Origin of the sequence: Xanthomonas albilineans (assembly GCF_002939705.1) — a bacterium.
Classification (GTDB): domain Bacteria; phylum Pseudomonadota; class Gammaproteobacteria; order Xanthomonadales; family Xanthomonadaceae; genus Xanthomonas_A; species Xanthomonas_A albilineans.
Window position 1 is genome coordinate 1 of record NZ_MDCB01000013.1, and the last position, 13266, is coordinate 13266.

The 13266-nt window shown below is 59.3% G+C and carries 4 protein-coding genes; all 4 read right to left on the bottom strand.

Going from position 1 to position 13266, the window contains the following annotated elements; all coding sequences use genetic code 11:
• Positions 1–9428: non-ribosomal peptide synthetase (locus XalbCFBP2523_RS11895; protein WP_146084079.1), on the bottom strand; the 9428-nt coding region annotated here is incomplete at its 3' end.
• 1005 nt (positions 9429–10433) lie between these two features.
• Positions 10434–10895: a protease inhibitor I42 family protein gene (locus XalbCFBP2523_RS11905; protein ID WP_045765376.1), complete on the bottom strand. Its 462-nt coding sequence runs from the start codon at positions 10893–10895 to the stop codon at positions 10434–10436.
• 283 nt (positions 10896–11178) lie between these two features.
• Positions 11179–11760 (bottom strand): LON peptidase substrate-binding domain-containing protein, encoded by a 582-nt coding sequence (locus XalbCFBP2523_RS11910; protein WP_045760479.1) that lies wholly within the window; start codon positions 11758–11760, stop codon positions 11179–11181.
• Between the two features lie 28 nt (positions 11761–11788).
• Positions 11789–13165 (bottom strand): UDP-N-acetylmuramate:L-alanyl-gamma-D-glutamyl-meso-diaminopimelate ligase, encoded by a 1377-nt coding sequence (gene mpl, locus XalbCFBP2523_RS11915; protein WP_045765375.1) that lies wholly within the window; start codon positions 13163–13165, stop codon positions 11789–11791.
• Positions 13166–13266: the final 101 nt, after the last annotated feature.

Sequence of the window (13266 nt, forward strand, 5' to 3'; positions counted from 1 at the left end):
CCATCAGGTGCCGGTAACGCCTTACGATCCAGCTTGCCATTCGGGGTCAGTGGCAGGCGATCCAACCGCACATAAGCGGCTGGGACCATGTAATCCGGCAACACATCCGTTAGCCAGCTGCGTAAAGTTTCTGCGCCCAGATGCTCGGAGGTCACGCCCTCGACACCGACCCAATACGCGACCAGCCGCTTGTCGGCTACTACCGCATCATCGAGCGCCACCACCACGCACTCGCGCACATCCGCATGCGCGCTCAGCCGTGCCTCGATCTCGCCCAATTCGATGCGGAATCCACTGATCTTGACCTGGTGATCGTTGCGTCCGACAAACTCGATCGTGCCGTCGGCACGCCAGCACCCCAGATCGCCAGTGCGGTACATCCGTGCCGTCGGATCGTCGCTGAACGGATCGGTGAGGAAGCGCTCGGCGGTCAAGTCATCGCGATTGAGATACCCACGCCCCACGCCATCGCCACCGATATACAGCTCGCCCACCACCCCGATCGGAACCGGCGCACTGTTTATATCCAGGATATAAATACGCGTATTGGCGAGAGGCTGTCCGATAGTGACAGCCGAATCGCATTCGGCATCTTGCGTCAGATGTTCTGCAGTACAAGAAACCGTGGTCTCTGTCGGTCCATAGGTATTAACAACTTCTATGTTGTGAGGCCTTAATGCATGCCATTCCCTTAGCTTCTGCGGAGATATGGCATCTCCAGTGACATTCAGAAGTCGCACGCCTTGCAGTTGTACACGTGCCAGTTCCGGCGATTGCTTCCATGTGCCGACAAGGCTATGCCAATGCGCCATCGTCAAATGCACCACCGTCACCCGTGGGGACGAAGATATCTCTCCGCATCCATGATCCACAGCGCCGAATATCGTTGGTGCAAGAACAAGTGCAGCCCCGCCAAGCAAGGCAGGGAAGATTTCTTCCACCGAAAGATCGAAGCTGATCGAATTTTGTTGCAAGACGAGATCGGATTGCGTCACCCCGAACAACGTCACCGCATCCAACGCGTAGTTGCACAGATTCCTGTGCTCGATCATGACACCCTTCGGCGCGCCGGTCGATCCGGATGTATAGATCACATACGCCAAATGGCGTGCGGTCAGGCCATTGGCATGACGGTCGGGATTACTGTCAGGCAGATGCTCCCAGCGCGTGCCGTCTACTTGCAGATCGACGATCACAGTAGAATTACCACTGCCCTCGACAAGGTGCCGGCTGGCGGTATCCGTCAGCACCGTCAACGCGCCGCAATCGGCACGCATGTAGGCCAGCCGCTCCGGCGGATAAGCAGGATCCAGCGGCACATACGCACCACCGGCTTTCAGCACGGCAAGTAACGCCACCACCATCTCCACGCTGCGCTGCACGCAGATCGCCACCCGCTCGTCCGGGCGCACACCCAACTCGCGCAGGTAATGCGCCAGGCGATTGGCACGTGCGTTCAACTCGCCATACGTCAGCGACGCCTCGCCCTGCACCACCGCGATCGCCGTGGGATCGCGCGCCACCTGCGCCTCGAACAACTCGTGCACACACGCATCGCGCGGATAATCCGCCGCTGTCGCATTCCATTGAATCAATACCTGATGGCGCTCGGCCTCACCCAGGATTGGTAGACGGTCCACCGCCCGATCGTCAGCGTCTTCGGCCACCATCGCCGCCAACAAATGCTGCCAATGACCTATCCATCGCTCCAGCGTCGCATGCTCGAACAACGCGGTGGCATAGGTCAGACTGCCGACGATCCCATCCTTGCTTTCTTCCAAGGACAGCGATAGATCGAACTGCACGCTCGTCTGCGCCGCACCCAGACCACTGGCATCGAGTTCGCCAAGATTCAACACACCCTGCGGTGTGTTCTGCCAGGCGAACATCACCTGGAACAACGGTGCATGCGCCAGGCTGCGCGGCGGCTGCACTAATTCCACCACCTGCTCGAACGGGATGTCCTGATGCGTCTGTGCTTGCAGCGCACGCTCCTTCACCGACGCCAGTAACTGCGCCAACGTCGGCGAGCCGGACAACTCCACCCGCAACGCCAGTGTATTGACAAAGAAGCCGATCAGCCCCTCGGTCTCCGAGCGACCACGATTGGCCACCGGACTGCCGATCACCACATCGTCCTGTCCAGACAAGCGCGATAGCAGCATCGCGCAACTGGCGAGTAAGGTCATATACATCGTCAGCCCGTGCCGCTGGCTGAGTTCCTTCAGCGCCTGCGCCTGCTGCGGACCGACGACCACTTCCAGCGCTGCGCCGGCATGGTCTTGCCGGGCAGGTCGCGGACGATCCGTTGGCAACTCCAGCAACACCGGCGCACCGGACAGCGTTTCGCGCCAGTAAGTCGCCTGTTGCTGCAATACTTCGCCCACCAACCATTGCCGCTGCCAACTCGCATAATCGGCATATTGGATCGGCAACGGCGGTAAAGGATCGGCTTCACCACGTGCAAACGCTCGATACAGCGCGCTCAACTCGTTGGTCAAAATCCCCATCGACCACCCGTCCGAGACGATGTGGTGCATGGTCACGAAGAGGACGTGTTCGTCGTGGGCGAGCTGTACCAACACGCCACGGATCAGCGGGCCGCGATCCAGCGCGAAGGGTGTCTGCGCTTCCTCGGCCAACAGCCGCTCCAGCACCGCCTCATGCTCGGGCACCTCCCGCAGATCGTGAGCGATCAAATGGAAGCCACTATCCTCAGCAGCGACCTGCTGCAATGCTTGCCCATCGATCAAGGCGAAGGTCGTACGCAGCGATGCATGCCGCGCCACGATGCGATCCAGCGCACGTTGCAGCGCATGCCTCTCCAGTGGCCCGCGCAAACGCAGGCCACCGCTGATGTGATATGCCTGACTGACACCCTCGAACTGCGACAGGAACCAGAGCCGTTGCTGTGCAAACGACAGCACGCGCGGTGCATCTGGTGCCAGCGGCATGATCGGCGACAAGATCGCGCCGGAGGAAGACGCCACACAAGCGGCAAGCTGCTGGAGCGTGGCATGGGCGAACAACTCGGCCACGCCGATCTCGGCACCCAAGTCCTGACGCAAGCGCGACGCGACCCGCACCACCAGCAACGAATGCCCGCCGAGAGCGAAGAAGTTGTCGTGCCGCCCGATCGTCTCCAGACCCAACAGGTCGCGCCAGATCACCGCAATGGCTTGTTCGATTTCACCCTGCGGTGCTTCATACGCATGCGCCGCATAAGCCACACCATCCGGTGCCGGCAATGCCTTGCGATCCAGCTTGCCGTTGGCGGTCAACGGCAGCTTGTCCAGTTGCACATAGGCCGCCGGCACCATGTAGTCCGGTAGCACATCCGATAGCCAACTGCGCAATCTCTGTGCATCTACATCCTCGGCACCAACCCAGTACGCTACCAACCGCTTGTCGCTGCCTGCCGCCGCATCCAGCGGCACCACCACGCACTCGCGCACATCTGCATGCGCACTCAGACGCGCTTCGATCTCGCCTAACTCGATGCGGAAACCGCGGATCTTGACCTGGTGATCGTTGCGGCCCACAAACTCGATCGTGCCATCGGCACGCCAGCGACCCAGATCGCCACTACGGTACATCCGCGCCGTCGGATCGGTACTGAATGGATCGATGAGGAAGCGTTCTGTGGTCAAGTCGTCGCGATTGAGATACCCACGCCCCACGCCATCACCGCCGATATACAACTCGCCCACCACTCCAATCGAAACTGGTGCACCGTGTGCATCGAGGATATAGATGCGCACATTAGCAATCGGACGACCGATCGGTGGTGCTCCCGTCGCATTCGCATCACATTCATGCACACTGACACAGACCGTCGTCTCCGTGGGCCCATATGCATTGATCAAACGTCTTCCTTCACCCCAACGTTTCACCATCGCAGCAGGCAGTGCCTCACCTGCAACGACAACCGTTTGCAAAGAGACCAGCTCTTCAACATTTGACACCGTAGGCAACACTATTGGTGGCAACGTCGCGTTGGTGATTTCCTTCTTCTTGATTATTTCAAAAAAATCATCTCCCGCCAGAATTTCATTATTGAATGGGATAAATAATGCCCCCCCCCAGCAGATCGCCATCATAATTTCGAACGTACAGGCATCGAAACTGAAAGAGGCAAACTGCAAGATACGGCTATTGGAATTTAAGAATAATATTTTCTTCTGAGCGCAAGCCATGTTGACCAAGCCGCGATGCTCGTTCATAGCACCCTTGGGCGCACCGGTCGATCCGGACGTGTAGATCACATACGCCAAATGGCGTGCGGTCAGGCCATTGGCATGACGGTCGGGATTGCTGTCCGGTAGGTGCTCCCAGGGCTCGCCGTCGGCTTGCAGGTCCACGATCACTGCCGTAGCGGCACTGTCCTCGACTAGGTGGCGGCTGGCGGCATCCGTCAGCACCGCCACCGCGCCGCAATCGGATTGCATATAGGCCAGCCGCTCCCGCGGATAGGCCGGGTCCAGCGGAACATAAGCACCACCGGCCTTGAGCACCGCCAGCACCGCCACCACCATCTCCACACTACGCTGCACGCAGATCGCCACGCGATCGTCCGGGCACACGCCCAATTCGCGCAGGTAATGCGCCAGACGGTTGGCCCTCGCATTCAACTCGCCGTATGTCAGCGACACCTCGCCCTGCACCACCGCGATGGCCGATGGATCACGCGCCACCTGCCTCTCGAACAACTCATGTATACACGCATCGCGCGGGTAATCCTCTGCGGTTGCATTCCACTGCGTCAGCACCTGATAGCGCTCGACCTCGTCCAGCAATGGCAAACGATCCACCGCCTGATCTTCGGCGCCCTCGGCCAACATCGCCGCCAACAGATGGCGCCAATGTCCCATCCACCGCTCTAGAGTCGAATGCTCGAATAGCGCTGTGGCATAGGTCAGACTGCCGACAATCCCCTCTTCGCTCTCCGCCAAAGACAACGACAAGTCGAACTGCGCGCTCGTCTGTGCGACGCCAACTTCACTGGTCTCTATCTCGCCAAGATCCAACTCACCATGTGGTGTGTTTTGCCACGCCAACATCACTTGGAACAACGGTGCATGCGCCAGGCTGCGCGGCGGTTGTAATAGCTCCACCACCTGCTCGAACGGGATGTCCTGATGCGCCTGCGCCTGCAGCGCACGCGCCTTCACCGATGCCAGCAGTTGCGCCAGCGTCGGCGAGCCAGACAACTCCACGCGCAATGCCAGCGTGTTGACGAAGAAGCCGATCAGCCCTTCGGTCTCGGAGCGACCACGATTGGCCACTGGACTGCCGATGACCACATCCTCCTGCCCGGAAAGCCGCGATAGCAGCAACGCCCAACTCGCGATTAACGTCATGTACAACGTCAGCCCATGCCGCTGGCTCAGCGCCTTTAGCGCCTGTGCCTGCTGCGGACCGACGACCACCTCCAGCGTCGCGCCGGCATGGTCCTGACGGGCTGGACGCGGACGATCCGTCGGCAGTTCCAGCAGCACCGGCGCACCGGACAGCGTCTCGCGCCAGTAACTGGCCTGCTGATCCAACACCTCGCCCGCCAGCCATTGCCGCTGCCAGCTCGCATAATCGGCATATTGGATCGGCAATGGCGTTAGCGGATCGGCCTCGCCACGTGCAAATGCCCGATACAGCACGCTCAGTTCGTCGATCAAAATCCCCAAGGACCACCCGTCCGAGACGATGTGGTGCATTGTCACGAACAGCACGGACTCGTCATCGGCAAGCTGCACCAGCCGGCCACGGATCAGCGGGCCGCGCTCCAGAGCAAATGGTGCTTTCGCCTCATCGGCCAATAAACGCTCCAGCGCGTCCTCGCGCTCAACCAACTCGCCTAGATCGTGAACGATCAACTGGAAGCCGCTGTCCTCGGCGGCGATTTGCTGCAGCGCCTGCCCATCGACCAGCCCAAAGGTCGTGCGCAGCGATGCGTGCCGCGCCACGATGCGATCCAGTGCACGTTGCAACGCCTGGGTGTCCAGCGCCCCACGCAAACGCAGGCCGCCGCTGATGTGATACGCCTGGCTGACGCCTTCGAATTGCGACAGAAACCAGAGCCGCTGCTGCGCAAACGACAGCACGCGCGACGCATCCTGCTCCAGTGGTACGATCGGTGGCAAGACCGCGCTAGAGGAAGACGCCACACGCGCGGCAAGCTGCTGGAGCGTCGCATGCGCAAATAGGTCGGCCACGCCGATCTCGATATCCAACTGCTGACGCAAGCGCGAAGCGACCCGTACCGTCAGCAACGAGTGACCGCCGAGAGCGAAGAAATTATCGTGCCGCCCGATGTTCTCTAGACCAAGCAGATCGCTCCAAATCGTGGCAATCGTTTGTTCGATGTTGCCCTGCGGCGCTTCATACGCATGCGCTGCATAAGCCGACCCATCCGGTGCTGGCAATGCCTTGCGATCCAGCTTACCGTTCGGGGTCAGTGGCAGGCGATCCAACCGCACATAGGCGGCTGGGACCATGTAATCCGGTAGCACATCCGATAGCCAGCTGCGCAAAGTTTCTGCGCCCAGATGTTCGGACGTCACCTCCTCGGCACCGACCCAGTACGCCACCAGCCGTTTGCCCGTGCCTGTCGCATCCTCCAGCGCCACCACCACACACTCGCGCACATCCGCATGCGCGCTCAGCCGTGCCTCGATCTCGCCCAACTCGATGCGGAATCCACGGATCTTGACCTGGTGATCGTTGCGTCCGACAAACTCGATCGTACCGTCGGCACGCCAGCGCCCCAGATCACCAGTGCGGTACATCCGCGCAGCCGGATCGGCACTGAATGGATCGGTGAGGAAGCGCTCGGCGGTCAAGTCGTCACGATTGAGATACCCACGCCCCACTCCATCGCCGCCGATATACAACTCGCCCACTACCCCGACCGGAACTGGCGCATCGTGTGCATCCAGGATGTAGATGCGCGTATTGGCGATAGGACGACCGATTGGCATCGTCTCCGATGCAAAGAGATCTTTGATAACACCATCGACAGCAACGTCCGTGATTTCAGCGGGCCCATAACTATTTACAAATACATACTTTTCATTACCTGAAATCCATGCCGAAAGGCGATCTCCTTTTATCGACTCTCCACCAAGTACAATATAGCGCAACTGATCAAGCAGAATTTCCTTATTTCCAGACCCGCATTCATCAAAAACTCCATACAACTGACTTGGCGCACAATTGATCAACGCGGCGCCACTCGACTCAAGAAGACTCAAAATACTTGACCCCACCATTACAACTGCCGGCGCCAATACGACAGTAGAACCAACAAATAATGGAGAAAAAATATTCTTAAGCGTCAGGTCAAAAGAAAAAGAAGAAACAACCAATACCTTCTCGCCCTGCCTTAAATAGCCAAGAGCGTAGTGATGGTATAAATTGACACAACCCCGGTGCTCGATCATCACGCCTTTGGGCGCACCGGTCGATCCGGACGTATAGATCACATACGCCAGATGGCGCGTAGCCAAACCAATGGCATTGCGATCCGGATTGCTGTCCGGCAGTTGTGCCCAGCGCTCGGCGTCGACGTGCAGATCGACGATCACGGCCGAAGCAGCACTCTCCTCGATCAGGCTGCGGCTGGCGGTCTGCGTCAGCACCGCCACCGCACCACAATCGGCGAGCATGTAGGCCAGTCGCTCCGGCGGATAGGCCGGATCCAGCGGCACATACGCGCCACCGGCCTTCAACACCGCCAGCAACGCCACCACCATCTCCACACTACGCTGCACGCAGATCGCCACGCGATCGTCCGGGCACACGCCCAATTCGCGCAGGTAATGCGCCAGACGGTTGGCCCTCGCATTCAACTCGCCGTATGTCAGCGACACCTCGCCCTGCACCACCGCGATGGCCGATGGATCACGCGCCACCTGCCTCTCGAACAACTCATGTACACACGCATCGCGCGGATAATCTTCCGCAGTTGCATTCCACTGCGTCAACACTTGATGGAGCTCGGCCTCAGACAGTAATGGCAGACGATCCACCACCTGATCTTCAGCGCCCTCGGCCACCATGGCTTCCAACAGATGACGCCAATGTCCCATCCACTGCTCCAGCGTCGAACGCTCGAAAAGCAATGGATCAAAATCCAGAATGAAACCTATCTTTCCTCCCCATTTGACCGCCTCTAATACAAGGTCAAGTGCTGCAGCACCAGCAATCGGAGGATGGCAGAAGTGAACGAGATGCAAACCACCCCAATGCACAGGCGCAATTTCATCATCGCCGACCAAAATATTCAACGCATCGCCAAAGCCACGCGGATTCTGAAATACGAACATGGTCTGAAAAAATGGCGAACGACTTTCCTCTCGATGAGGATTAAGTCGTTCGACCAACTCGAAAAATGGAAAATCCTGATTTTCCATCGCACGCCTAACGCGACTACGCACTCTGCGCAGCAACTCCCCGACGGTAAGATCAGGATCGAAATTAGCTTGCAAGACGACCTGATTAAAGAATGCCCCGGTGACATCGGACCACTTCTTCCCTCTCCGAGCCGGCATCGGCGATCCGACATTGAAATCATCCTGACCCGTAATCCGACGCAACAAAATGAAATAAGCCGCCAGCAAGACCACGTAGATCGAGGAATTACAGCGATCTGAAAAATTATTCAACTTCATGGACAACTCCATGTCCAAACCAAAGTAGATGGCATCTCGGTGCTTCGCTGGAAACGCCGCCCGTGGCGTGCGTACCGGCAAATTCAAGGATGGAACCTCATCAGCAAGCAATTCCTTCCAATAAGAAAATTGCTTACTTCCGCCATCACCGTTAATCCAATCACGTTGCCAGCACACATAATCGAAGTAGCTCGGCTTCGATTCACTGCCACAGGAGACCACCGGGCGTAATGGCGCAGCGCCACCAATTCCCTCCAGAATAACGCCCAATTCTTCGATCAAACGCCAAAGCGACCAACCATCCACCACAAGATGATTGAATGTCAAAACAATAACGCTTTCTTGCGCATTGACCCGATAAATCCCGACTCTAAATAACGGAGCAACTGTGAGATCGAAAGGCCGAACGCTATCTTCCTTGACCATACTATCAAGATCCGCGGATTTTACCCCATATACATCAACCACTTGAAGTTGCAACCGCGCAAAACGCTCGCTTCTTTGTTCCGGCTCTTTGCCCACATCACGAAAGCGAGTGCGCAACATCGCATGACGCTTCATTAGCTCTGCAATCGCCTTATCCAATAAGTCAAGATCAACTGCACCAAGAAGACGTGCGAAAAAGCTAATGTTGTAATTCCCCTGCAACTCCGGCTGCAATTTGTACAAAAACCATAAATTGCGCTGATTTGCGGACAATGGGAACCAGGCATCATCATTCACACTAGCGAAAGCGTTTTGACCATCAACTTTCGGAACCATTACTTCAAAATTTTCCACGCCACCCTCACAAAGTTTAATTCCTTAGAGAACGTGAACCACTATCGATGAGCTGAACTATTTTTTAATATTTTTTTCATAATTGATTCTTATGTACGAAAAAAATACGGAATCGCAACAGCGCCCGTAGACGCCAGAACCATGGCACGGATACAGGTAAATAAAGCAAATATCAGCAAATATTGTGGCCGGCGGTCGCGCCGATGGCGTTCAACACATCAGCTTGAGTGCCATTGAACCAGCAGCGGCCGAATCGATGCTACCCGCCACAGATTCTCGATCTTCAGCTCCACCACTTGTCGGAGCGTACTCCAGTTACATTGCCACCTGGAAAGCAAGCTGGTCAACTTCAAACCACCGTCACCACCGCTAACAGGGATGGCAGCCTCAACATGGCGGCGGCACGACTGGTCGCAACGACCATCGCGATGCAACGCATTCGACGCCGACCAACGCTGGTCACTGAACTTACAGGTGGCCGGAGCGCTAACGTCTTTGCAACGCCAACTCGTTGCCATGGGCTAACGGTTACACCACAGCACGACGACACAGCGCATACCCACACAGGTGCCGGTGTTGCCAGCAAGGTTGGATACACCCGGATGGAATCGCTGCTGATGCTTTGCCCGGCAAGCGCGCAGACGAACTCCACCTTCAGCCGGGCGACGTACCGCTATGGATCGGCAGCGCACAAAGCCTGCGCTACTAACACCATTTCAATTTGATCCGGATGTAGCGACCGCTGTCTCTGGCGGCACCGAACGCGCTGACCGAAGCACTGCACGCCCTGCCCACACGTAACAAGTCCAAGGTCGGTACTGCTGTTGCACAGCGACGGCGAAATACAGGCACCGCTGGACTGAACCTCGGCTCCCACCGCCGCACCGATCGAGCCCGCGGCGCAGTAAAGCGGCGCAGTAAATAAGACTGCGATCACACACCAAGCACGGCGACCGCGGCGACGACCCTGACCTGCGTGGAACCCGACTACTTCACCTCAAGCCTGACAGATCGCGAATCCGAAGCCTGCTCTTCCCTGGGCCGCGCGTAGATCAGGTCGACGACACCATTGCCACGATTCATCGCCTTGAAGGTGAAGATGACACTCCCACCGCACCCCACTTCTCCCTTGCCACAGGAGCTACTCGGGCGGCGAGAGACATCGAGCAGCGACAGCGACCGCGGCAGAGTGCGCAACGCCCATGACATGCCGGTCGAATTATTTTCGGGAAGCTCGATCGCGACCAACTGACCACGCTTCAGCGGAAACCCCTTTATGGCATCGGCCAGACAGGTCTTGGCTACCGGCTGGTCGGCGTTGCCGGTCACCTGGACGATGGAGCCGTCCGAACACACGCCAGCGCCAGGGGCGACAGCGCCTGCGGCCATAGCCGGAAGACTCAGGCAACCGCTGGCAGAGAGCAGTAAAAGCAGGAAAGAACGCGTCATCTGAAGTTTCCTCGATCATGGGTGGAAACGATGTACGGGTATCCGCCCGCCCGGTGCGCTGGGCCATTGCCGGTGGCAGCTGCGATGCGGGAGGATCGCGACCAATCATCATCCACACAGATCAGCCCGAGGCTGAACGCAGGAGCGCGGCGCTGTCGAGGATACCGTCGCCCGCCGATCTTCGCGCTCATGGGACGCAGCGCGTGGCTGGCTTATGTGCCACGCCAAGCAACGCCGGCACCGAATCGGGCGCGAAAATCGGCACGACGTCATGAATCGCCGCTCACGGAATCCAGGCCAGCAATTGCTCCAGCCGCACGTGCGGATCGTCTTGCTGCAACAGTGACAGGCGTTGCCGTTCGTCAAGCGGCAGCAGTTCGGCCAGACGCCAGCCGACCCAGGCGGCCTGATCCAGCAGGCGTGGCCCGACCACCGGATACACCGCAGCCGCCTGGTCCAACAGGCTCTCCAGCAGCGTCGCCAGCAGCGCATGCTGCGGACGCAGTTCGTCGTCGTGATCCGGTTCGCACCACGCCACATCGCCAACCACCAGGCCATTGTCGCGAGTCCAGTGACGCGCCACATGAAAGCGCCGCGCGCCGCGCAGACTCAACAGCAGCACGCCATCGGTGCCGACATCGAAATCGACGATGCGCGCCTCGATGCCGAACTCCGCCGGTAACGCTGCGGCACCGGCCTCACTGCCATGCAGGATCAAGCAAACACCGAAACCGCTGTCGTGACGGCCGCACTCGCGAACCATATCCAGATAACGCGGCTCAAACACGCGCAGCTTCATCGATGCGCCTGGCAGCAGCACTTTATGCAGCATGAATAGCGGCAGCGTCGTTCGCTCCACGCTCACTCGCACACTCCGCTGCGTCCGATCAGAATCATTGAAGCGCCGCCAGGAAACGCCGCGGCGCGCCGTCGAAACCGCCGTTGGACATGAACACCACATGGTCGCCCGCGCGTGCCTGCGTCTGCAACGCCGCCAGTAGCGCGTCCACGTCGGTGGCGGCGTAAGCCTGGCCGCGCACTGCGGCGATCACTTTGCCGGCGTCCCATGCGAGTTCCGGACGCTGCAGGAACACCACCGCATCGGCCACCTCAAGCGACGGCGCCAGCGCATCGGCATGCGCGCCTAAGCGCATCGAATTGCTGCGCGGCTCCATCGCCACCACGATGCGCGCCGTACCGACCTTGGCACGCAACCCTTCCAGGGTGGTGCGGATCGCGGTGGGATGATGGGCGAAATCGTCGTACACGGTGATGCCCTGCGCCTGACCAAGCACTTCCAGCCGCCGCTTGACGCTGCGAAAACGCGCCAGCGCCGGGATCACCTGCGCAGGCGCCACGCCAACCGCATGCGCCGCCGCCAAAGCCGCCAGCGCGTTCATCACGTTGTGGCGACCGAGCAACGACCATTCGACCACACCCAATTGCTGGCCTGCATGCAGCACCGCAAAACGGCTGCCATCGGCGGCAAGCAGACGCGCGCTCCAATCGAACCCCGGATCGAAGCCGAAGCGCTCCACCGGCGTCCAGCAGCCCATCGCCAGCACCTCGCGCAGATGCGCGTCCTCGCCATTGACGATCAGGCGGCCCCGGTGCGGCACCGTGCGCACCAGGTGGTGGAACTGACGTTGGATCGCGGCGACATCGGGAAAAATATCGGCGTGATCGTATTCGAGGTTGTTGAGGACCGCCACCAGCGGCCGGTAGTGCACGAACTTGCTGCGCTTGTCGAAGAACGCGGTGTCGTATTCGTCGGCCTCGACCACGAACAACGGCCGCTGCGGGGTCGCGACCGGACCGCCCAGGCGCGCCGACACGCCGAAATCCTCGGCTACTCCGCCGATCAGGAACCCCGGCTCGCGACCCGCCGATTGCAACAGCCAGGTCAGGATGCTGGTGGTGGTGGTTTTGCCATGGGTGCCCGCCACTGCCAGCGTCTCGCGCCCGGGCAACACCTGCTCGCTGAGCCACTGCGCCCCGGAAATGTAGGCGCGTCCGGCATCGAGCACCGCCTCCACGGCGAGGTTGCCGCGCGAGAGCGCATTGCCGACGATCACCTGCGCGCAGTCGGCCTCGATGTGCTCCGGCAGGTACCCCTGCTTCAACGCGATGCCCAATTGCTCCAACTGCGTGGACATCGGCGGATAGATCGCATGGTCGCTACCCTCGACCACATAGCCGAGTTCACGCGCCAACGCGGCGACACCCCCCATGAACGTACCGGCGATGCCGAGAATATGGATTTTGCTCATGAGCCGATTGTCGCCGATCCCCCGACCCAGGCAAACCGGCAAATGGCTTGATACCACGGCGACTGCACGGTGGCAGTATTCGGATGCGCCATGCACGAGCA

Coding starts and splice junctions, on each gene's coding strand:
- XalbCFBP2523_RS11905 (WP_045765376.1), bottom strand. CDS start 10,895: ATGACGCGTTCTTTCCTGCTTTTACTGCTCTCTGCCAGCGGTTGCCTG.
- mpl (WP_045765375.1), bottom strand. CDS start 13,165: ATGAGCAAAATCCATATTCTCGGCATCGCCGGTACGTTCATGGGGGGT.